At 70.3% G+C, this 20293-nt stretch carries 19 protein-coding genes; 12 read left to right on the forward strand and 7 right to left on the reverse strand.

What is annotated here, in order from left to right; all coding sequences use genetic code 11:
- The first annotated feature begins 252 nt into the window (after positions 1-252).
- Both FHU39_RS01645 and FHU39_RS01650 read left to right on the forward strand, forming a co-directional pair.
- Complete coding sequence (locus FHU39_RS01645; protein ID WP_183318373.1) at positions 253-1272, forward strand: ATP-binding cassette domain-containing protein; 1020 nt, start codon at positions 253-255, stop codon at positions 1270-1272.
- On the forward strand, positions 1269-2090 hold the full coding sequence (locus tag FHU39_RS01650; protein WP_183318376.1) for an ABC transporter permease: 822 nt from the start codon (positions 1269-1271) through the stop codon (positions 2088-2090). The genes FHU39_RS01645 and FHU39_RS01650 overlap by 4 nt, the downstream gene beginning before the upstream one ends.
- Here the strand turns inward: FHU39_RS01650 and FHU39_RS01655 are convergent.
- Complete coding sequence (locus FHU39_RS01655; RefSeq protein ID WP_183318378.1) at positions 2081-5296, reverse strand: BTAD domain-containing putative transcriptional regulator; 3216 nt, start codon at positions 5294-5296, stop codon at positions 2081-2083. The two genes, FHU39_RS01650 and FHU39_RS01655, sit on opposite strands and share 10 nt — an antisense overlap.
- Before the next feature lie 785 nt (positions 5297-6081).
- On the opposite strand from FHU39_RS01655, the gene FHU39_RS01660 reads away from it, so the two are divergent.
- The 3 genes from FHU39_RS01660 to FHU39_RS01670 all read left to right on the forward strand — a co-directional run bounded on the left by FHU39_RS01660 (position 6082) and on the right by FHU39_RS01670 (position 9250).
- Positions 6082-7140 carry a 3-isopropylmalate dehydrogenase gene (locus FHU39_RS01660; protein ID WP_183318381.1) on the forward strand — a complete coding sequence of 353 codons (1059 nt, stop codon included), beginning with the start codon at positions 6082-6084 and terminating at the stop codon, positions 7138-7140.
- Positions 7141-7274: 134 nt separating this feature from the next.
- The gene (locus tag FHU39_RS01665; RefSeq protein WP_183318383.1) at positions 7275-8375 is read left to right on the forward strand and encodes a branched-chain amino acid aminotransferase; all 1101 of its coding nucleotides are present in this window, start codon (positions 7275-7277) and stop codon (positions 8373-8375) included.
- A gap of 59 nt (positions 8376-8434) precedes the next feature.
- Positions 8435-9250, forward strand: a complete 816-nt coding sequence (locus tag FHU39_RS01670) for a Cof-type HAD-IIB family hydrolase (RefSeq protein WP_183320825.1) — start codon at positions 8435-8437, stop codon at positions 9248-9250.
- Position 9251: 1 nt separating this feature from the next.
- On the opposite strand, the gene FHU39_RS01675 is transcribed toward FHU39_RS01670, so the two are convergent.
- From FHU39_RS01675 to FHU39_RS01690, 4 genes are read right to left on the reverse strand one after another with little or no spacing between them, the layout of a single operon-like run.
- A complete protein-coding gene (locus tag FHU39_RS01675; RefSeq protein ID WP_183318384.1) occupies positions 9252-9614 on the reverse strand; it encodes a type II toxin-antitoxin system death-on-curing family toxin in 363 nt (120 codons plus the stop codon).
- Complete coding sequence (locus FHU39_RS01680; RefSeq protein WP_183318386.1) at positions 9614-9820, reverse strand: ribbon-helix-helix protein, CopG family; 207 nt, start codon at positions 9818-9820, stop codon at positions 9614-9616. The genes FHU39_RS01675 and FHU39_RS01680 overlap by 1 nt, the downstream gene beginning before the upstream one ends.
- 38 nt (positions 9821-9858) lie before the next feature.
- Entirely contained in the window at positions 9859-10191 is a 333-nt protein-coding gene (locus FHU39_RS01685) for a sugar transferase (protein ID WP_183318389.1), read from the reverse strand.
- Between the two features lie 40 nt (positions 10192-10231).
- The gene (locus FHU39_RS01690) at positions 10232-10486 is read right to left on the reverse strand and encodes a hypothetical protein (protein ID WP_183318391.1); all 255 of its coding nucleotides are present in this window, start codon (positions 10484-10486) and stop codon (positions 10232-10234) included.
- Positions 10487-10664: 178 nt separating this feature from the next.
- Between FHU39_RS01690 and FHU39_RS01695 the strand changes: the two genes are divergently transcribed.
- From FHU39_RS01695 to cimA, 3 genes are all read left to right on the forward strand, one after another.
- A complete protein-coding gene (locus tag FHU39_RS01695; protein WP_183318393.1) occupies positions 10665-10895 on the forward strand; it encodes a hypothetical protein in 231 nt (76 codons plus the stop codon).
- Between the two features lie 37 nt (positions 10896-10932).
- Positions 10933-12432 (forward strand): sigma-70 family RNA polymerase sigma factor, encoded by a 1500-nt coding sequence (locus FHU39_RS24565; protein WP_183318395.1) that lies wholly within the window; start codon positions 10933-10935, stop codon positions 12430-12432.
- A gap of 249 nt (positions 12433-12681) precedes the next feature.
- The gene (gene cimA, locus FHU39_RS01705) at positions 12682-14277 is read left to right on the forward strand and encodes a citramalate synthase (protein ID WP_183318397.1); all 1596 of its coding nucleotides are present in this window, start codon (positions 12682-12684) and stop codon (positions 14275-14277) included.
- Between the two features lie 59 nt (positions 14278-14336).
- Here cimA and FHU39_RS01710 read toward each other — a convergent pair whose 3' ends face one another.
- A complete protein-coding gene (locus tag FHU39_RS01710) occupies positions 14337-15254 on the reverse strand; it encodes a 3-methyladenine DNA glycosylase (protein ID WP_183318399.1) in 918 nt (305 codons plus the stop codon).
- 64 nt (positions 15255-15318) lie between these two features.
- Here FHU39_RS01710 and FHU39_RS01715 point away from each other — a divergent pair, with 64 nt between their 5' ends.
- The 4 genes from FHU39_RS01715 (at position 15319) to FHU39_RS01730 (ending at position 18690) form a co-directional block, all read left to right on the forward strand.
- On the forward strand, positions 15319-16167 hold the full coding sequence (locus tag FHU39_RS01715) for an SGNH/GDSL hydrolase family protein (protein WP_183318401.1): 849 nt from the start codon (positions 15319-15321) through the stop codon (positions 16165-16167).
- 51 nt (positions 16168-16218) lie between these two features.
- On the forward strand, positions 16219-16998 hold the full coding sequence (locus FHU39_RS01720) for a fumarylacetoacetate hydrolase family protein (protein WP_183318403.1): 780 nt from the start codon (positions 16219-16221) through the stop codon (positions 16996-16998).
- A gap of 76 nt (positions 16999-17074) precedes the next feature.
- A complete protein-coding gene (gene murI / locus FHU39_RS01725) occupies positions 17075-17908 on the forward strand; it encodes a glutamate racemase (protein ID WP_183318405.1) in 834 nt (277 codons plus the stop codon).
- Complete coding sequence (locus FHU39_RS01730) at positions 17905-18690, forward strand: MBL fold metallo-hydrolase (RefSeq protein ID WP_183318407.1); 786 nt, start codon at positions 17905-17907, stop codon at positions 18688-18690. The genes murI and FHU39_RS01730 overlap by 4 nt, the downstream gene beginning before the upstream one ends.
- A 373-nt stretch (positions 18691-19063) precedes the next feature.
- Here the strand turns inward: FHU39_RS01730 and FHU39_RS01735 are convergent, their stop codons facing one another.
- Positions 19064-20287 (reverse strand): TFIIB-type zinc ribbon-containing protein, encoded by a 1224-nt coding sequence (locus FHU39_RS01735; protein WP_183318409.1) that lies wholly within the window; start codon positions 20285-20287, stop codon positions 19064-19066.
- Between the last annotated feature and the right edge of the window lie 6 nt (positions 20288-20293).

Consider the following 20293-nt stretch of genomic DNA (forward strand, 5'->3'; position numbering starts at 1 on the left):
GTAGTGCCGACGGTCGGGGTGTGGGGACGGGTTTTCGGGGTGTGGGCGTCCCGAAGTGCCGACGGTCGGGGTGTGGGGACGGGTTTTCGGGGTGGGGGCGTCCCGTAGTGCCGACGGTCGGGGTGTGGGGACGCGTTTTCGGGGTGGGGCGTCCCGAAGTGCCGACGGTCGGGGTGTGGGGACGCACGCAGCCGGTCGCCGGTGAAACCGTGGTGAAACCGTCACGAATCCGGGACGGCCGATGGTGGTCCCATGACAACCACGACCACATACGCCGTCGAGGCACAGGGCCTCGTGAAGAAGTTCGGTTCGCTGCGCGCGGTCGACGGGATCGACCTGCAGGTGCAGGCGGGGGAGGTCTTCGGCGTCCTCGGGCCGAACGGCGCCGGCAAGACCACCATGCTGAGCATGCTGGCGACCCTGCTGCGCATCGACGCCGGCTCGGCACGCATCTTCGGGGTCGACGTACAGCACGAGCCGCACAAGGTGCGGCAACTCATCGGGCTGACCGGCCAATACGCGTCCGTCGACGAAAAACTCACCGCTCGTGAGAATCTCGTGCTGTTCGCACGCATCCACGGCCAGGGCAAGCAGCAGGCCCGTGGCACTGCGGGCGATCTGCTCGACCGCTTCGGGCTCACCGAGGCCGGGGACCGGTTGCTGGAGAAGTTCTCCGGCGGCATGCGGCGCCGGCTCGACCTCGCGGCGAGCCTCATCTCGTCGCCGCCGCTGATCTTCCTCGACGAGCCGACGACCGGGCTGGACCCGCGCACCCGCGGGCAGATGTGGGACACGATCCGGGACCTGGTGCGCCAGGGCTCGACGATCCTGCTCACCACGCAGTACCTCGACGAGGCCGACCAGCTCGCCGACCGGATCGCCGTGATCGACAAGGGCCGCAAGGTCGCCGAGGGCACCTCGGGGGAGCTCAAGGCGTCGGTCGGCCGGTCGACCCTGGCGGTGCGGCTCGCGGACCCGGACGACATGGACGCCGCCGCCCGCGCCGTGGCGACCGTGCTCGGTCGCCCCGCGAGCCGCACCCCGGAGGCGGCCCGGCTCACCGTGCCGCTGGAGCGCGCCGACGACGCCGCAGAGGCGCTGATCGCGTTGCGGCACGGCGGGATCAGCGTCGAGCAGGTCGCGGTCGAGGAGCCCACCCTCGACGAGGTGTTCCTCGCGCTGACCGGCGCACCCGCCACCGCGGACGACATACCCACCGACACCGATGCCGCTCCGCGCGAGCACCTCGACCAATTGGAGGCCTCCCGATGACCACCCTCACCGCCGACCGCAAGCCGGTCACACTGCCCGAACTGCATGCGCGGGTCAGCCCGCGGGAGACGCTGCGGCAGATCCTGCTGATGACCGGTCGTGCGCTGCAGAAGATGCGCCGCAACCCGGAGCAGTTCTTCGACGTGACGCTCCAACCGCTGCTGTTCACACCGATGTTCGGCTACATCTTCGGCGGCGCCGTCGCCGGGGGAGTGTCGAAGTACCTGCCCATGCTCATCCCCGGGATCCTCGTGCAGACCGCACTCACGACCTGTATGGCGACCGGGGTGACCCTCCGCGAGGACATGGAGAAGGGCGTCTTCGACCGGTTCAAGTCACTGCCGATGTCCCGGGTGGCACCGCTCGCCGGCCCTGCGGTCGCGGACACGATCCGCTACGCGATCGCCACCGTGCTCACCCTGGCCGTCGGCATCGCGATGGGCTACCGGCCCGGTGGTGGGGTCCTCGGCGTCATCGGCGCCGGGCTGCTGGTGATCGTCGCCGCCTGGTCCCTGTCCTGGGTGTTCACCTTCCTCGGCACGGTCATGAAGTCCGCGCAGGGCCTGCAGGGCATCTCGATGATGGTGCTCTTCCCGTTGACGTTCCTGTCCAACGCGTACGTGCCCACGTCGACGATGCCCGACTGGTTGCAGGCGTTCGTGAAGGTCAACCCGATCTCGCACGTCGTGTCCGCGCTGCGCTCAGTGGCGAACGACGGCACGATCAACGCCGAGGTCGGCTGGGCGCTGGTCGCCTGCGCCGCGGTGGTGGCGATCTTCGTGCCGCTCGCGGTCCGCGGTTACCGCCGTCAGCTCTGAGGCAGCTCGTCGGCCCAGTCGCCCAGCAGTTTGAGCAGCTCGTCGCGCTGCGCACCGGCATACAACTCCTGCGCGGAGGCGTATGCCGGTGCGTCGGCCTGTATGGCGAGCGCTTCGGCCCGGTCCCGCGCCATCGCCGGGGGAGTGCGTGACACCCCCAGCGCGTCGGACAGGGCGACACCGCGCGCGGCCAGTGCCCGCTCGGCGGCCGAGGTGGCGGATGCGGCCAGGGCGTAACTGAGCCCGAGCACGGCGCACCCGCAGACCGGCAGGTCCACCCGGACCACCAGCGACGTCGGACTGGCGACATCCTGGGCGAGATCTCCCACCGACCCGGCCAGGTGCGTCGCGAGACCCGGGACCTCGTCGAGCCGATCGTGCACGGCGTGAGCCGTGAGGCAGGCCGCGCGGGCGATCGTCACCCACGGCGTGACCGTCTCGTCGGCGACGAACGGCGCGAGGTGCGCACGGCTCTCGGCGTGCTCGACCGCCGCACGATAGCGACGCAGCCCGACGTCGACGTGGTCTCCGGCAAGGTCGAGCTCGGCCCGGATCATCAGTCCGGTCGTTCCCTCGCCGAACGCGTCGTCGCTGGGATCGAGACCTGCGGCCTGCAGCTGCTCGGCCGCGCCCGCCACGTCACCGCGGTGCAGGTGCAGCATCGCGAGGGTCCAGCGCATGGACGTGATGTCGCCCTGCGCGCCGAACCGCTCCAGCAAGGGCAGCAGGCGCTCGGCGGCATCCTCCGCCTCCGCGTATTCGCCCAGGGACGCGGCGAGTTCGGCGATTCGCGACTGGTTGGTCAGGCCGGCCCACAGGCTCGTGGCGATCGCTTCCTCCCGGACCGCGCGCCGGGCGCTCTGCAACGCTTCCGCGACCCGGCCGTCGTTCTCCAGAATGTGCGAGGCCAACAGCAGCGCGGTCACCCGCAGCATCGAGTCGCCCGAGGCGGCCAGATCGAGGGCCCGGTCGGCGTTGAGGATGGCGGTCGCGTTGGGGAGACGGTCGCTGCCGTCGGTGATGAGTCGTCCGAGGGCCTCGGCCAGGCCACCGTGCCCCGCGGCCGGCAGTCGCCGCAGCAGGACGAGCGCACGCAGTCCCGTGGGGTTGCCGATGATGTTGAGGTTGACCGCGCCGAGGACGAGCGCCTGCCGGGTGATCTCGAGCTGGTCCGGGCTCGGGCGGTAGTGGCTGAGTACCCGGATGGCGTCGCCGGCCGTCCCGAAGACCTGTTCGTGCCGTGACTGGACCGACCACAGACCACTCAACGCGCCGAAGATCGCGGCCGTGGCCGCGGCATCGTCGGTGTCGATGGCGGTCCGCAACGCAGCGGCCAGGTTGTCCTCCTCGGTCAGCAGGAAGCGCAGCGAGGCGTCCGGCTGCGGCCCGAAGATCGTCGGCCCGTGGGTGCGCGCCACCTGGGTGGCCCAGCCCGTCACGCCCCGTGCCGAGGCGTCGGCCCGGCCGGAGCGGCGCAACTCGTCGGCGCCGAACTCACGCACGGTCTCCAGCATCCGGAAACGTGGTCGTCCGCCACGATCGGTGCGTCGCAACAACGACTGGTCGACGAGGTGCTCGACGATGTCGACCGGGTCGATGGTGCTGCCCACCCCGTAGGTGCCGGCGGCGGTCAGCACCTCGCAGGCGGCATCCAGGTCGAAACCGTCGGCGAAGACGGACAGGGTTGCCAGGGCTTCCTGTTCGGGGGTGCCGAGCAGCTGCCAGCTCCAGTCGATGACGGCCTGCAGCGTGCGGTGCCGGTCGGGTGCGTCCCGGGCGCCACGGTTCAGCAGCGCGAAACGGTGCTCCAGGCGCTGCTCGATCTGCTCGACCGACAGCACGTTGGTGCGGGCGGCCGCGAGCTCCAGCGCCAGCGGTAGGCCGTCCAGGCGCGCGCACAGCCGCCGCACGACATCGTCCGGCAGTTCGACGTCCGGGCGCACGGCCCGGGCTCGCTGACGGAACAGGTCGACCGCGGTGTCGGGCTCGAGTTCGGCCAGGGGATAGACGGTTTCGGAGGACAGCCCGAGCGGTGCACGGGAGGTGGTGAGGATCCGCAGGTCGGGCAGCACCGCCACGAGCGCGCTGGTGAGCTCGACCGCGCCGTCCAGCACGTGCTCGCAGTTGTCCAGCACCAGCAGTGCGGACCCGCCGCCGAGGTGCCGGGCGATCGAGGTGATCAGGTTGGTGGGTGCGTCGGTCGTGCGAGCCGTCCGGGTGCTCACCCCGGTGACGCCGAGCGCGGTGCCCACCTCGGTCACCACCTCGGAGGAGTCGGTCACACCGGCCAGACCCACGAACTGCACGGTGCGCTGCAGCGCCCGCCGCGACACCGCGTGCGCGAGCCGGGTCTTGCCGAGCCCGCCGGCACCGACGATGGAGGTCACCCGGGAGGTACGCAGCAGCGCACACACCGCGTCGATGTCGCGATCGCGGCCGAGCAGCGGGTTGGGGTCCTGTTCGACACCCGCCCGCACCTGCGGCCGGTCGCTCTCCAGCAGTTCGTGGTGGATCTGCTGGAGCTCGGGTCCGGGATCGGTGCCGAGCTGGTCGCGCAGCGACCGGCGGTAGCGCTCGTAGCGCTCCAGTGCCGCCGAGCGCGACCCGGTGGCGGCGTCGGCCCGCAGCATCGCGGCCAGCACCTCCTCGTCGTGCGGTGCACTGTCGAGGTATGGCGCCAGGGCGTCGCGCGCCTCGGCATACCGCCCGAGGCCGGCCAGCGCGAGACCACGGTCGCGCCGCAAGGCGGCCCGGACGGTGAGCGCGTCGGCACGCACCAGCGCGAGCGGGTCCTCGGTGCCGACGGCCGCACCGGAAGCCTCCGGCCACAGGGCGAGTCCGGCGTCCGCGTGCTCCAGCGCCCCCGCCGCGTCGCCGTCCCGCAGGGCGCGCTGCGCGGCGACGGCCCGCGCACGCAGCACGGTCACGTCGACCTCGTCCTCGGACAGCTGCAGCCGGTAACCGCCCGGGCTGCTGTCGATGACGTCGGTCCCGAGTGCCGAACGGGCCCGGGACACCACCACCTGCAGCGCCTTCGCCGGATGCTCGGGGCGTTGTTCCGGCCACAGGTCGTCGATCAGCCGGGTGTTGCTCACACCGGCACGCAGATCACCGGCGAGACAAGCGACGAGTCGGCCGATGGCCGCGCTGGCGACGGGCCTGCCGTCGAACGCGACCTCGGACAGCAGGGTCAGCCGGACACTCACTTCGCCGAGCCTAGTTCGTGCAGGGGTGCCGTGACGCGCGAGTTATGCCATCGACCGGTCACGAGCACGCCCAATTGTTGGAAGACCGAATATTGAGATAGGGATATCGCAAGTCGGACATCCCGGCGTACCTTGGGATACATGACGCGGAGCCTCATCCTTATCGGCTGCCGCGGCGAGTTCTAGATCAGCCCCTCGCCGCGGAGAACCCGCGCTGCGCTGATCACTCGCCACATCTACACACTCTGTACCGTGCCCGGCCCCGCTTTCCTGGGGGACTTCCGCAGGCCCGGCACTGCACCTGAAAGACCACATCATGACCGAAGAACAACTGGACGCCCGTCGCGCACTGCAAGAGTCCATGGACCTGCGCGACTGAGCTTTCTTGCTCGACTCCTCGCGAGGCCGCTGGACGGCTCGGCTCGCAGGCTCGCCCGAGCCGCCACCGGCCTCGGTCGTCGTCTCGCGGGCGTCCGCTTTTCGACCGCTCACTTGCTCGTGCCTGTTGGGTAGTCGTCCTTGTCGACTCCTCGCGAGGCCACTGGCGGCTCGCAGGCTCGCGAGGCCACTGGACGGCTGCCTGCGAGCGCACCCGATAATCGTGTGAAAATCGTTGTTCACCAACGTGTTTCGCGCGGCGCATGTGTCGCATGATCGATGCATTCTCCTGAAAGGGCCCCGGCTGTGATCCAGTCGGGGCCCTGGCACGTTCCGGCCCGCCGGACCGCTGTCCGCCATACAAGATTCATATTTCGAATGGCGAGACTCGTGATTACGCTGGCGCTATGACGACAGCACCCTCGGAGACGACCTGGAACCTGGCAGTGATCGGCGGCGACGGCATCGGCCCGGAGGTCGTGGCGGAAGGATTGAAGGTCCTCGACGCGGTGACCGACACCAAGGTGGAGCGCACCGAGTACGACCTGGGCGCCAAGCGCTGGCACGCGACCGGTGAGACGCTGCCGGACGGTGTCCTGGAGGAGCTGCGCGGCCACGACGCGATCCTGCTCGGTGCGATCGGTGACCCCTCGGTCCCGAGCGGCGTGCTCGAGCGCAACCTGCTGCTGCGTCTGCGGTTCGAGCTGGACCACTACATCAACCTGCGGCCGGCCAAGCTCTTCCCCGGCACCTCGTCCCCGCTGGACGTCGAGAAGGTGGCGCCGAACGGCATCGACTTCGTCGTGGTCCGCGAGGGCACCGAGGGCCCCTACACCGGCAACGGCGGCGCGCTGCGGGTCGGCACACCCCACGAGCTGGCGACCGAGGTCAGTGTCAACACCCGCTTCGGCGCCGAGCGCGCCGTGCGTGACGCGTTCGCGCGCGCCCAGGCACGCGACCGCAAGAAGCTGACCCTGGTCCACAAGCACAACGTGCTCACCCACGCCGGGCACCTGTGGCGCCGGACCGTCGAAGAGGTCGGCGCGGAGTTCCCCGACGTGCAGACCGACTACACCCACGTCGACGCCGCCACGATCTACCTGGCGACCGACCCCGGCCGGTTCGACGTCATCGTCACCGACAACCTCTTCGGCGACATCATCACCGACCTCGCGGCCGCCGTCACCGGTGGCATCGGCCTGGCCGCCTCGGGGAACATCAACCCCGACCGCACCGCGCCGAGCATGTTCGAGCCGGTGCACGGCTCCGCGCCGGACATCGCCGGCAAGGGCATCGCCGACCCGACCGCCGCGATCCTGTCGGTCGCGCTGTTGCTCGCGCACCTCGGGCAGGACGCCGCCGCGAAGCGGATCGAGGACGCGGTAGCCGCGGACCTCGCCGAGCGCGGCGCGACCCCGCGGTCCACCAGCGAGGTTGGCGACGCCATCGCGTCCCGCCTCGTCTGAGCCCCATGAGCGCCCCGAACGGCGCCTGTGTCCCGCGTCACGACCTGAGTTGTATGGCGCACGTGGCATGGGCCTACCCTTTTGGTTGGAAGTCCGATCAATCAACGTCCTAGCAAGTGCAGCCGGAGGAAGTCATGGCCCTGGAGTTCACAGTCACCGAGCGCCCCGATCGCGTCAGCGATGAGGACCGGGCCGCGATCCTGGCCAACCCCGGGTTCGGCAACCACTTCACCGACCACATGGTCCGCATCACCTGGGACTCCGAGGCCGGCTGGCACGACGCGGAGGTCGGCGCCTACCGGCCGTTCCAGCTCGACCCGGCCGCGGCCGTCCTGCACTACGCCCAGGAGATCTTCGAGGGCATGAAGGCCTACCGGCACGCCGACGGCTCGGTCTGGACCTTCCGGCCGGAGGCGAACGCCGCCCGATTCGCCCGCAGCGCAACACGACTCGCGCTCCCGGTGCTGCCGGAGGAGGACTTCATCCAGTCCCTGAAGGAGATCGTCGCGCTCGACAAGGTGTGGGTCCCGGACGCCGCGAACGGGGGAGAGGAGTCGCTCTACCTGCGTCCCTACATGTTCGCCTCGGAGGCGTTCCTCGGCGTGCGCCCGGCGAAGCAGGTGACCTACTCGGTCATCGCGTCCCCGGCCGGTGCCTACTTCGGCGGCGGCGGCGTCAAGCCGGTCGACCTGTGGATCTCCACCGACTACGCACGTGCGGGCGAGGGCGGCACCGGCGGCGCCAAGTGCGGAGGCAACTACGCGTCCTCGCTGGCCGGTCAGCTCGAAGGCATCGCCCAGGGCTGCCAGCAGGCGGTGTTCCTCGACTCCTCGACGCACACCTACATCGAGGAGCTCGGCGGCATGAACCTCTTCCTGGTCTACCAGGACGGACGCATCGTGACGCCCGAACTGACCGGGACGATCCTCGAAGGTGTCACCCGCAGCTCGATCCTGTCGCTGGCCAAGGACCTCGGCCTCTCACCGGAAGAGCGCCGCATCCCGATCCAGGAGTGGAAGGATGCCGCCGCCAGCGGTGAGCTCTCGGAGGTCTTCGCCTGTGGCACGGCCGCGGTGGTCACCCCGGTCGGCGAGTTGCGCTGGGACGGCGGGTCCTGCGACCACCGCCGCGAGGGTCACGTCGACGAGGTCGCGACCAAGATCCGGAGCACGCTGCTGGACATCCAGTACGGCCGGGTCGAGGACACCCACGGCTGGCTCACCCAGCTCGCCTAGACCCCGCTTCGCCCCGCCGAAGACTTCACGGGGCCCCGATCCGGAATCGGAGTAGGCACATCCCGCCCAAGCTCGTCGCCAGCGACCTCGACGGCACCCTGCTGCGCCCCGACGCGACGGTCTCGCCGCGCACCGCGGCGGCCTGGTCCCGGCTGGCCGACCTCGACATCGAGTCGGTCGTCGTGACGGCCCGGCCGCCGCGGTGGCTGCACGCGCTGGAGGCGGTGGTCGGCCGGCACGGGACGGCGATCTGCGCCAACGGCGCCTTCGTGTATGACGTGCCGTCGCACACCGTCAAGCAGGCGCACGCGATCCCGCGCGACCTGCTGCTCGAGATCGCCGCGGAACTGCGCGACCGCTTCCCCGGTGTCGGCTTCCTGGTCGAGCTCGCGACCGGGGTGCACGTCGAACCCGACTACCCGGGTATCGACCTGGAGTGGACCCCGAACGACGCGTCCGACTGGTTCCCCGAGGGCACCGTGCGTGCGCCGCTGGACCGGCTGGACCCCGACGCGGTCGTCGGCAAGCTGCTCGCCCGGCGTGGCCCGGTCGACGACGAACCCTTCGTCCGGGCGGTGGCCCGGGTCCTCGGCGACCGGGCGACCGTCGTCCAGTCACACCACGGCGGGCCCGCCGAGATCGCCGCCGCCGGGGTCACCAAGGCCAGCGGGCTGCAGCGCTGGTGCGACACCCTCGACATCGACGCGGCCGACGTCTGGGCGTTCGGGGACATGCCGAACGACCTGCCGATGTTGCGCTGGGCCGGCACGTCATACGCGATGGCGAACGGTCACCCCGAGGTGCTCGCCGCGGCCGACCACGTGTGCGCGAGCAACGCCGACGACGGGGTCGCGCAGATCCTGGAAACCCTGTAGCTCAGCCGAGTCCGCAGGCCCTCACGATCTCGTCGAGGCTCGGCTTGTCCTCCGCGACGTCCAGGACGAGGTCGTATGCCGCGGCGTGCTCCATGACGACCGCGAGTCCGAACAGATCGAGGAACACCGTGAACGACAGCCAGCCGGTGCGCTTGTTGCCATCGACGAGCGCTCGGTTGCGGACCAGCGAATGCAGCAGCGCAGCGGCCTTGAGTGGGACGGTCGGATAGACATCGACGCCGAAGAGCGTCGTGCGCGGGCGAGCGACGGCCGACTCGATCAGGCCGATGTCGCGGACCGGTCCTGTACCGAGCGCGGCCACGATGGTCAGCACATCCTCCGTCGTGAGGAAGGTGATCGCCATCAGGTGTGCTTCAAACGCTCCAGCACGTCGCCCCACTCGCTCATCGCGCGGTCGATCGAGTCACCGAGCCGCCGGGCGTGGTCGCTGGCGCGCTGCCGCTCCAGGATGGCTCGACGAGCGATCTCCTGGCGCGAGACACCCTCCCGCTCGCTGAGCTCACGCAGGGCCCGGTCGAGCTCGGCGTCGGTGCGCAACGTGAACGACATACCTTCATGGTATCGCGGTGATACCGTCGAGCGCTCGCTCAGCGCGTGGTGAGCATTCCCGGCCGCACCCGCAGCTGGCGGGCAAGCTCCTCGGGGCGCGGCGCGCGCGGGCCGACGAGCGACATGTCGCCGCGCAACACGTTGAGCAGCCGCGGCAGGGCGTCGAGCACGCCGTCGCGCTGCGTGTTCCGGAAACCCAGCATCCGGAAGATCCGGCCGTCGACCCCGATCCGGAGCTGGGATCGCAGGACACGGCCGGGAGAACGCCGCCGGGCGGCAACCGCCATCACGAGGAACACCGGCGACGCGAGCACCAGGGCTACCGCGGCGACAAGCTTGTCGACGGCGTACCGGCCGGACGTCAGCGTCATCCGCAGTGACCGCCCGGGGGCCGACAGGAGCACCGGAGACTCAGGCATGAACATTGGGCCCCGCATTCGTCGCGCGGCGGGCGCAGCGCGGGCGCGTCGCCACCCACTCGTCGTAGATCGCCTGGGCATTCTCCGCGGCGGAGTCCCCGGTCACGCGACCCAGGGAGTCCTGCAGCCAGGTGATGTACCTGTCCAGGCCGGCCGACCGCGGCGTCGAGGCGAGAGCTCGGGTGAGCTCGCGGCGCAGCTGCGTCGGCAGCTGCGCGGCGAGGGTGCCGTCGGCCTGCTGGTCCATGTGCGGTTCTCCTGTCTGCGGACTGTGACCCCGTCTGTGGGTAGTAGACGTCCGACCCGGCGAACGGTGACGCGGGTTGCGCCCGAATCGATGTGACAACGGTCACACCCAGCCCGCGCGTCACACTTCGGCCGCTCGCGGGTCTCAGCAGGTGAAGGCAGACGAAGACGGTGTGTGAGTGCCACGTGGCGGGGAGGAAGTGACGAAGGTGGAGAAGACGCCGGAGCGAGAACCCGACCTCGATTCGGAGGAGTTCCAGGCGCTGGCGTCCGCGGTGCGTACCTACAGCCGCCTGGTGGCACAGTCCCGGGCGAAGCCGATCAACACCGACCCGGTCGCGCTGCTGCGCGCCCTGTCCGACGTGGGCGAGGCGTCGGTCGCAGTCGTACGGCGAGCTGGCGCTCTATGACCACGCACGGCCCGATTGTGGGAGAATTTGCCGCGATATGAACGCTCTGACCGAGACCGACGACCGGGAGCTGCTCGCGTTGGTGCGGGACGGCGACCCGCAGGCGATGGCGGAGCTGTGGTCCCGGCACTACCCGGCGACGCTCGCCGCCGCGCGCCGGATCAGCCGGCAGCCCAAGGACGCCGAGGAGTTCGCGTCCGATGCCTTCTCGGGCATGTTGCAGGCCCTCAGCAACAACTCCGGCCCGTCCGCCTCCGTGCGCGGCTATCTGCTGACCGCTGTTCGCAACCAGGCCACCAACCGCGCACGCCGCTCGTCGGCGGGTGACGTGCTCACCGACGAGGTCACCGACTTCGAGGACTCCGAACGTGCCCCGCTGGACCCGGTGGCGCACCACGCCGAGCTCGGGTTGGTCCGGGAGGCGTTCGCCACGCTGCCCCCTCGGTGGCAGATGGTGTTGTGGCGCACCGCGGTCGACCAGGAGAAGAACACCGTCGTCGCGGCCGAGCTCGGCCGGTCGCCGAACGCCGTCGCGGCGCTGGCCCGGCGGGCCCGGCTGGGTTTCCGCGTCGCCTACATCCGCGCACACGCCTCGACACACGGCGTGGCCCCGGAGTGCGCGCCGTACGTGCCGCGCCTGGTCGAGCTGCTCCCGAATGCCGAGACCGTCGCGGCGCAGGACGTGCGGGACCACGTCGACGACTGCCCGAAGTGCGAGCGCAGGCTGGCCGATCTGCTGGTCGTCGATCGCGATCTGGGCGGCATCCTGCTGCCCGCGGTGCTGGCTCTCGGGCCGGGTATCGCCTGGGCGACCGCTGCCGGACACGCCACACACGTGGCCGGCGGGGCGTTCTGGCTGAAGTGGGTGCGCGGCGCCGGTCAGGGCCGCAAGCTGGCGACCATCGGCACCGCGGCCGCGGTCACCGTCGCCGGCACCTGCTCGGCATACGCCCTCACCCGCAACGGTCCCGGTGCGACGCACGCCGCCGTCACGCACTCGGCCACCTCCAGCGTGCAACGGTCGGTGCCGTCAGCGGCGTCCTCCGCGGCGGGCACGCAGAGCGCGTCGGGCGGCGCCACCGCTCACCGATCCAGTGCCGCTCACCGGTCGTCGAGCAGTTCGGCCACCCGGTCCCTGCCGACGAGTACCTCCGGCTTGTCCTCGTCCCCGTTCGTCCTCGCTCCCGGATCGGCCTCCGCCAGGTCCACCACGTCGCACTCACGGCGTGCCACCTCCACGGCCGCCCCCACCTCGACCACCACGGCCAGGCCGACCTCGACGGCACCCGCATCGCCGCGCCCCTCGTCGACGCACCCCCCGACCTCCACGCATTCGCCGACCTCGACGCACACGGCCACCCCGACCTCGACGGCGACCGGGAAGCCCACGTCGACGTCGAGCCCGCCGACGTCGCCCACCTCCCACCCGACCACCCCGACGACGAGCCCGACGACGACGCCGACGTCCAGCCCGACGCCGCCGCCCACCTGCCTGCCGATACCGCTGCCGATCTGCATCATCCCGCCCTGGCCCTGATGGGTCTCGTATGGCGAGACCGTGGTGTCATGGCTCGGACGAACGGTGGCACACTGCACCCGTGGCACTTCCAGTGACCGCGGTTACCACCGCATCGGTCATTATCAGCTAGCGCGTCGGACCCGGTCCGACGCGCAACCTCCCGTTACCCCGGGAGGTTTTTTCGTGTCCGGCCCACCCACGCCGGCGCGAGCGGAAGGACCGGCCCGGCGCGGCCACGGAACCACCACCCATCGAAAGGCACCCGGCATGAGCACCGTCCCGGACTTCCACGTCTACGACACCACCCTGCGGGACGGCGCACAGCAGGAGAGCCTCAACCTCTCGGTGACCGACAAACTCGCGATCGCCGCCTACCTGGACCAGCTGGGCGTCGGGTTCATCGAGGGCGGGTGGCCAGGTGCCAACCCCAAGGACACCGAGTTCTTCGCGCGGGCCCGTTCGGAGCTGAAGTTGCAGCACGCGACCCTGGCCGCGTTCGGGTCCACCCGGCGGGCGGGCGCCAGGGCGGCGGACGACCCCCAGGTGCGCGCGCTGCTCGACGCGCAGACCGACGTGGTCACCCTGGTCGCGAAGTCGCACTCCCGGCACGTCGCCGAGGCACTGCGCACCACGGTCGAGGAGAACCTCGCGATGATCGAGGACACCGTGAGCTTCCTGGTGGGAGAAGGGCGTTCGGTGTTCCTGGACGCGGAGCACTTCTTCGACGGCTACCGCACCGACCCGGCATACGCGCTCGAAGTGGTGCGCACCGCGGCCGCCGCCGGCGCCTCGGTCATCGCGCTGTGCGACACCAACGGCGGCATGCTGCCCCCGCAGGTCACCGACGTCGTCGGCGAGGTGCTCGAGGGCACCCAGGCACGCCTCGGCATCCACTGCCACAACGACACCGGTTGTGCGGTCGCCAACTCGCTCGCGGCCGTCGCCGCGGGCGCCAGCCACGTGCAGGGCACCATCAACGGCTACGGCGAACGCACCGGCAACGCCGACCTGGTCACGGTCGTCAGCAACCTGCAGCTCAAGCTCGGCCGGGAGGTCGTCGCACCGGACCGGCTGCGACAGGCACTGCACCTGTCCCACGCGATCAGCGAGGTCACCAACGTCGTGCCCTACGGGCGGCAGCCGTATGTCGGAGCCAGTGCCTTCGCGCACAAGGCCGGGCTGCACGCCTCCGCGCTCAAGGTCGACCCCGACCTCTACCAGCACACCGACCCGGCGCTCGTCGGCAACTCGATGCGGACCCTGGTCTCGGACATGGCCGGGCGCGCCAGCATCGAGCTGAAGGCCAAGGAGCTGGGCTACGACCTGACCCACGACACCGACCTCGCCGCGCGAACCGTCACACGGGTCAAGGATCTGGAGCAGCAGGGCTGGACCTTCGACGCGGCGGACGCGTCCTTCGAGTTGCTGCTGCGCGAAGAGGTGACGGGGGAGACCCTGCAGTACTTCGACACCGAGTCGTGGCGGATCATCACCGACTCCAGCGGCGGTGCGCAGCCGTCGCTGTCCGAGGCGACGATCAAGCTGCGGGCGGGCGGCAGGCGCGTGGTCGCCACCGGTGAGGGCAACGGCCCGGTCAACGCGCTCGACCACGCCCTGCGGGAGGCGCTCGCCGATGCCTACCCCGAGCTGGCCGACTTCGAACTGATCGACTTCCGGGTGCGCATCCTCGACGCCTCGCACGGCACCGACGCGACCACGCGGGTCCTGATCGAGACCGGTGACGGCACCGGCAGCTGGCAGACCGTCGGCGTCGCGCCCAACATCGTGCACGCCAGCTGGGTGGCGCTGGTCGACTCCTTCACCTACGGGCTGCTCAAGCGGGGCGTCGAGCCCCGCCACTGATTGCCGAGGGGCTCACAAAACGCCGAGGGGCTCAGTAGATTCGGCGTCTGAGCGGCGATTTACTGAGCCCGTCGGTGCGTTTGTGGGCCTGTCGGCGAGGGAGTGTCGGGTGGGGCGCCCTGGAGCTGGTCGCACACGGCGATCAGGCGCTGCCGCAGGGCTTGGCCACGGTCGGCGAACTCCCTCTGCCGGCGCACGTATTCGGCCTTCCCGTCGGGAGTCTCGATCGGCACCGGCCGATAGCCGAGCTCGCGCAGGTCGTACGGCGATGCCTCCATGTCGAGCACCCGGATGTCGCGCGCGAGCTCGAAACAGTCGAGCACCAGCGCACTCGGGACCGCGGGCGTCAGCTTGTAGGCCCATTTGTAGAGGTCCATCCCGGCGTGCAGGCAGCCCGGCTGCTCCAGCGCCACCTGCTGCTCCCGGGTCGGCTGCAAGGTGTTGCGCGGGCGGGCCTCGCCGGTGAAGAAGCGGAACGCGTCGTAGTGCGAGCACCGGACGGTATGGCGCTCGACCACCTCGTCGGTGCCCGCAGCGCCGAGCCGCAACGGCCATGATTCGTGGCGGACGTCGCCTTCGCCGGACCGGTAGACCATCGCCCACTCGTGCAGCCCGAAACAGCCCAGCGTCGGCGGCCGGTCCGCGGTGGCGGTGAGCAGGGACCGCACGAAGCCCACGGTCGAGCCGCGTTCGCGCGCGAACAGGTCCGCGTCGACCGACACCGCGCCGTCCGTATCCGACCGGTAGAACCGCCAGCCGGCATGCTGCGGGGCGTCATACAAACCCCGGCCGAGGCCGGGGTGCCAGCGGCGCAGCAGCGCCGGCCGGTGCGAGTAGTAGGTGAAGAGGAAGTCCTCGACCGGGTGGCTGCGGCCGGATGCCCGCCGCTCCCGGTGCCCGCGGGTGAGTTCGTCGACCCGTCGCGCGTGCGCCGCGGCCAGCGGCGCCCACTCGGCATACGGCAGGCGGGTCGACATCCGCCCCAGCCTAACTTTCCGCAAACGTGTGGTCCGCATCACTCTCGTGGCTACAGTGAGGCGCATGCGTCGTCAACTCACCGTTGCCGCGGTCGCCGCAGTAGCCGCCGCCACCGTCTCCCTCCCGGCGGGCGCCGCCCACGCCGCGCCGGCCTCCGGCCCGCAGTGGTACCTCGCGCTCGGTGACTCGCTGGCCGCCGGCTACCAGCCGACCACCGGCGACAACAAGACCGGTGGCTACGTCGGTGGTGCGCTCACGCTGCTCAAACGACAGAACCCGAAGGTCAAACTGACCAACCTCGCCTGCTCGGGCGAGGACACCAAGACGTTCAGCGACGGCACCAAGTGCGACGACGGCAACGCCAAGAAGAGCCAGCAGGCGCGGGCGATCAAGTTCCTCAAGGCGCACGCCAAGAAGCAGGGTGTCGTCACCATCGACCTGGGCGCCAACGACATCAACCACTGTGTGTCGGGCGGCAGCATCGACCTGACCTGCCTGCAGGCCGGGCTGACCGACGTCGCGACGAACCTGCCGACGATCCTGCAGAAGCTGCACGCGGCCGCGCCGAACGCCAAGATCGTGGTGCTCAACTACTACAACCCGTTCCTCGCGGCGTACCTGACCGGTCCGGACGGGCAGACGCTCGCCAAGCAGTCCGAGACCCTCGCGACGATCTTCAACGGCGAGATCGCCCAGGCCGCGGCAACCATCAAGGCTCCGGTCGCGGACATCGCCAAGGCGTTCCTGTCCAACGCCGACACCCCACTGGTCACGACGCCCTACGGCAAGATCCCGACCAACGTCGCCCGCATCTGCTCGTGGACCTGGATGTGCAGCATGTCCAACATCCACGCCAACGACTACGGCTACACCGTGATGTGGTGGGCGCTGGCGCCATACCTGAAGGCCTGACGCGGTCGGCCGGACGGCTGCGGCGCCAACGGCCGCCGATAGGGTGGGCCGGTGCGCATTGCGAGATACACCACCGGTGAGGACCCGACGTTCGGACTGGTCGACGGAGCCGGCGAGAAGATCGCCGAGATCTCCGGTGACCCGCTCTACACCAAGATCGAGCTGACCGGTGTCACCACCACGGTCGACGAGGTCCGCCTGCTCGCGCCGGTGATCCCGCGCTCGAAAATCATTGGTATCGGGCGAAATTACGCCGAACACGCGGCCGAGTTGGGCAACGACCTGCCCACCCAGCCGCTGATGTTCCTGATCCCCAACACCGCCGTCGTCGGCCCCGGGGACCCGGTCGTCATGCCGCCGCAGTCGCAGCGGGTCGACTACGAGGGCGAACTCGCGGTGGTCATCGGCCGCATGTGCAAGGACGTCGAGCCGGAGGACGTCCGCTCGGTGATCTTCGGCTACACCTGCGCCAACGACGTCACCGCGCGCGACCTGCAGGAGCCGGACCGACAGTGGGCGCGGGCCAAGGGCTTCGACACCTTCTGCCCGCTCGGACCGTGGATCGAGACCGACCTGGACCCGACCCGGCAACGGGTGATCACCCGGCTGGACGGCGAGGCCGTGCAGGACGGCACCACCCAGGACATGATCTTCGATGTGGCGACGCTGGTGTCGTACGTCTCGCAGGCGTTCACCCTGCTGCCCGGTGACGTGATCCTCACCGGCACACCCGAGGGCGTCGGCCCGGTGCAGGCCGGCCAGCGCGTCTCGGTCGAGGTCAGCGACATCGGCGTGCTCGACAACCCGTTCGTGCGGCACGACGCCGACTGATTCCGTGTCACAAGTGTGATGCGTCCGACGCGGAAGGCGGCCTGACGGACCACTCGGACGCCTTACGCTGGAAAGCGTGGCTGATGACGCGCCGATCGGGATCTTCGACAGTGGGTATGGCGGACTGACCGTCGCCCGCGCCGTGCTCGACCAGCTGCCCCACGAGTCGATCGCCTACCTCGGCGACACCGCGCGTGCGCCGTACGGCCCGCGCCCGATCGGTGAGGTCCGCGCACTGGCGCTCGAATGCCTCGACCGCCTCGTCGACCACGGCGTCAAGGCGCTGGTGATCGCCTGCAACACCGCCTCCGCGGCCGTGCTGCACGACGCTCGGGAGCGGTATGACGTGCCGCTCGTCGAGGTGATCCGGCCGGCCGTCCGCCGGGCGGTGCGGGCCACCTCCAACGGGCGGATCGGCGTGATCTCCACGCGCGGCACCCACCAGTCCCGGGCCTACCCGGACGCGTTCGCGGCCGCACCGGACATGCACATCGAGAGCATTCCGTGCCCGCGCTTCGTGGAGTTCGTCGAGGCCGGCGTGACCGGTGGGCCGGAGCTGCTGGAGTGCGCGCGGGCCTACCTGGAGCCGCTGCGGCAGGACGAGATCGACACCCTGGTGCTCGGCTGCACCCACTACCCGCTGCTCACCGGAGTGATCTCCTACGTCATGGGCGACGGCGTGACATTGGTCTCATCGGCTGAAGAAACCGCCAAGGACCTGTACCGTGTCCTCGCCGACGCAGACCTGTTGCGGGCGGAGACATCGGACCCGGGGCACTCGTTCACCACGACGGGAGACCCGGACGAATTCCGAAGGCTGGCAAGGAGATTCCTCGGCCTGGGGCCGGAGTTCGACCACGTTTTCCCCGGCAACATCCGGCGCGGCGAGAAGGAGATTGGAGTCTCGTGAAGCTGACTGTCGTGGGGTGTGCCGGCTCGTATGCCGGACCCGACTCGCCCGCCTCGTGCTACCTCCTCCAGGCCGAGCACGACGGACGCACCTGGAACCTGTTGCTCGATCTGGGCAACGGTGCCCTCGGCAGCCTGCAGCGCTTCATCGACCCGCTCACGATCGACGGCATCGTGCTGTCCCACCTGCACCCCGATCACTGCGCGGACCTGTCCGGCCTGCACGTCGTGCTGCGCTACCACCCCGGTTTCCCGGACCCGGTCACCGTGCCCGTGTGGGGCCCCACCGGTACCGCGCTGCGCGCCTCCCGGGCGGCCGGTGTCACCGACGAGGAAGCGACCGACCCGGCGTTGCTGGAGCCCGAGTACGACTTCCGCCAACTGTCGGACGCCGGCTCGTTCACCGTCGGCCCGTTCACGGTGACGGCGTACCGGGTCAACCACCCGGTCGAGGCCTACGGCGTGCGGGTCGCGGCCGACGGGAAGGTGCTGGCCTACACCGGCGACACCGACACCACGCCGGCGCTGAGCCCGCTGCTGACCGGCGCGGACCTGGCGCTGACCGACTCCGCCTTCTCCGACGGCCGCGACGACGACGTCACCGGCATCCACCTGTCCGGCTCGCGCGCCGCGAAGGCCGCGGTCGACGCCGGCGGGGTGCGACGGCTGATGCTCACCCACATCCCCGCCTGGAACGACCGGGAGGACTGCCGCGCGCAGGCCGCCGCGATCTGGCCGGGCGACGTGGAGCTCGCGGAGCCGTTCGCGTCATACGACATCTGAGGCGCGCGGCGGCGCGTCCCGAAGTCGCGACGGTCGCGGGGTGGGGCCGGGTTTCGCGGAGAATGCGTCCCGAAGTCGCGACGGTCGCGGGGTGGGGCCGGGTTTCGCGGAGAATGCGTCCCGAAGTCGCGACGGTCGCGGGGTGGGGCCGGGTTTCGCGTGGGAATGCGTCCCGAAGTCGCGACGGTCGGTATGTCGGGACGGGTTGTGTGGGGGATGGCGTCCCGAAGTCGCGACGGTCGGTATGTCGGGACGGGTATCGCGGGGGATGGTGTCCCGAAGTCGCGACGGTCGGTATGTCGGGACGGGTTGTATGGGGGATGGTGTCCCGAAGTCGCGACGGTCGGTATGTCGGGACGCGCCGCGGCGCCGGTCAGCTGCCCTTGACCAGCGTCACCACCACGATGACGATCGCGATCACGATGATCGCCGCGATCACGGCGGCGGTGATCTTGACCTTGCTCCACGGCCGGCGGCCCTGCACCTCGCCGGTGACGCCGTTGATGAAGACCTGGAACGGTTTGCCCTCGAACGTCACGGTCAACAGCCACACCGGCAGCAGCAACTGCGCGAAGGTCAGCGTGTTGAACGTGGTGTGCACGTTCCCGACCCGCTGCTCGTCCCCGCCGATGTCGCGGCGGACGGTCTGGTTGATCTCCTGGTCCATCTGCTGCTTGGCCCCGCCCTCGAACCGGTCCTGGGCGTCCTCGTCGTACGTCCGGCTGAGGTGGCCGGCGACGTACTGCGGCGAGTAGGGGCGGGCCGCCGGGATGGGCCAGGGTTCGAGCGCGACAACCTTCTTGTGGTCCAGGCCGGTGTTGGCCGGTTCGAGCACGTCCTGGAACGAGTTCGACACCGTGCCGGAGGTGGGCCACCAGCGGGTGCGGGTCTCGGTGTGCCGGTTGTCGCCCTCGCCGACCTCCACCGTGTAGTGCTCGCCGCGCTGCCCGGTGTAGTCGGTCACCGTCTGGGCGTCATACGTGAAGTAGCTCAGGTAGATGCTGGTGAACGACCCGACCTGGCGGTAGGTCTTGAACTCGCGGGGCGCGAACCACCGGCTGTTGATCCACTTCTCGACGTTCTCGCGCGCGGCCCGCTCGTCGATCTGGAACGGCAGGACCCCGTCGATCGGGAGCCGCTCAGGTGCCTTCTGCAGGTCGTTGCGCTGGATCGGGGTGGCACAGTAGGGGCACCTGGTGGCGGTCAGGGTGCCGTTGAAAGACGTTCTGCCGCCACAGTTCTGGCAGACCACCTCACGGGTGAGCGACTGCGGCCCCTGCTGGCCGTCGGCCGCGACGCGGGCCGCGAGCTCGTGCATCGCCGCCCGCAGATCGCGCTTGTGTACGTTGCCCTGGGGTGCGGTGATGACCTCGCCGTGCCCGCACGAACGACACAGCAACTGGTCGTGGCCCGGGTCGTAGAAGAGGTTCGCGCCGCACTGCGGGCACGGGTAGGTGCGCGTCTGTTCCGAGTGCTGGATCTGCGCCGGGTCCTGCAGTGCACCCGGGTCGGGCAGGCGCGTCGGTTGCGGCAGCGGGGGCGGCGTGGGCAGCGGTGGTGGCTGCTGCTGGTGGTCGTCTCGCGTCTCGTCGGTCATCGGTAT

The organism is Flexivirga oryzae (assembly GCF_014190805.1).
GTDB lineage: Bacteria > Actinomycetota > Actinomycetes > Actinomycetales > Dermatophilaceae > Flexivirga > Flexivirga oryzae.

Bases quoted from the DNA above. Each gene is read 5' to 3' on its own strand.
- FHU39_RS01645 (WP_183318373.1), top strand. From the start codon at position 253: ATGACAACCACGACCACATACGCCGTCGAGGCACAGGGCCTCGTGAAG.
- FHU39_RS01650 (WP_183318376.1), top strand. From the start codon at position 1,269: ATGACCACCCTCACCGCCGACCGCAAGCCGGTCACACTGCCCGAACTG.
- FHU39_RS01690 (WP_183318391.1), bottom strand. From the start codon at position 10,486: ATGGACCAGCAGGCCGACGGCACCCTCGCCGCGCAGCTGCCGACGCAG.
- FHU39_RS24565 (WP_183318395.1), top strand. From the start codon at position 10,933: ATGAACGCTCTGACCGAGACCGACGACCGGGAGCTGCTCGCGTTGGTG.
- FHU39_RS01680 (WP_183318386.1), bottom strand. From the start codon at position 9,820: ATGTCGTTCACGTTGCGCACCGACGCCGAGCTCGACCGGGCCCTGCGT.
- FHU39_RS01715 (WP_183318401.1), top strand. From the start codon at position 15,319: ATGCGTCGTCAACTCACCGTTGCCGCGGTCGCCGCAGTAGCCGCCGCC.
- FHU39_RS01685 (WP_183318389.1), bottom strand. From the start codon at position 10,191: ATGACGCTGACGTCCGGCCGGTACGCCGTCGACAAGCTTGTCGCCGCG.
- FHU39_RS01735 (WP_183318409.1), bottom strand. From the start codon at position 20,287: ATGACCGACGAGACGCGAGACGACCACCAGCAGCAGCCACCACCGCTG.
- FHU39_RS01660 (WP_183318381.1), top strand. From the start codon at position 6,082: ATGACGACAGCACCCTCGGAGACGACCTGGAACCTGGCAGTGATCGGC.
- FHU39_RS01675 (WP_183318384.1), bottom strand. From the start codon at position 9,614: ATGGCGATCACCTTCCTCACGACGGAGGATGTGCTGACCATCGTGGCC.
- cimA (WP_183318397.1), top strand. From the start codon at position 12,682: ATGAGCACCGTCCCGGACTTCCACGTCTACGACACCACCCTGCGGGAC.
- FHU39_RS01665 (WP_183318383.1), top strand. From the start codon at position 7,275: ATGGCCCTGGAGTTCACAGTCACCGAGCGCCCCGATCGCGTCAGCGAT.
- FHU39_RS01710 (WP_183318399.1), bottom strand. From the start codon at position 15,254: ATGTCGACCCGCCTGCCGTATGCCGAGTGGGCGCCGCTGGCCGCGGCG.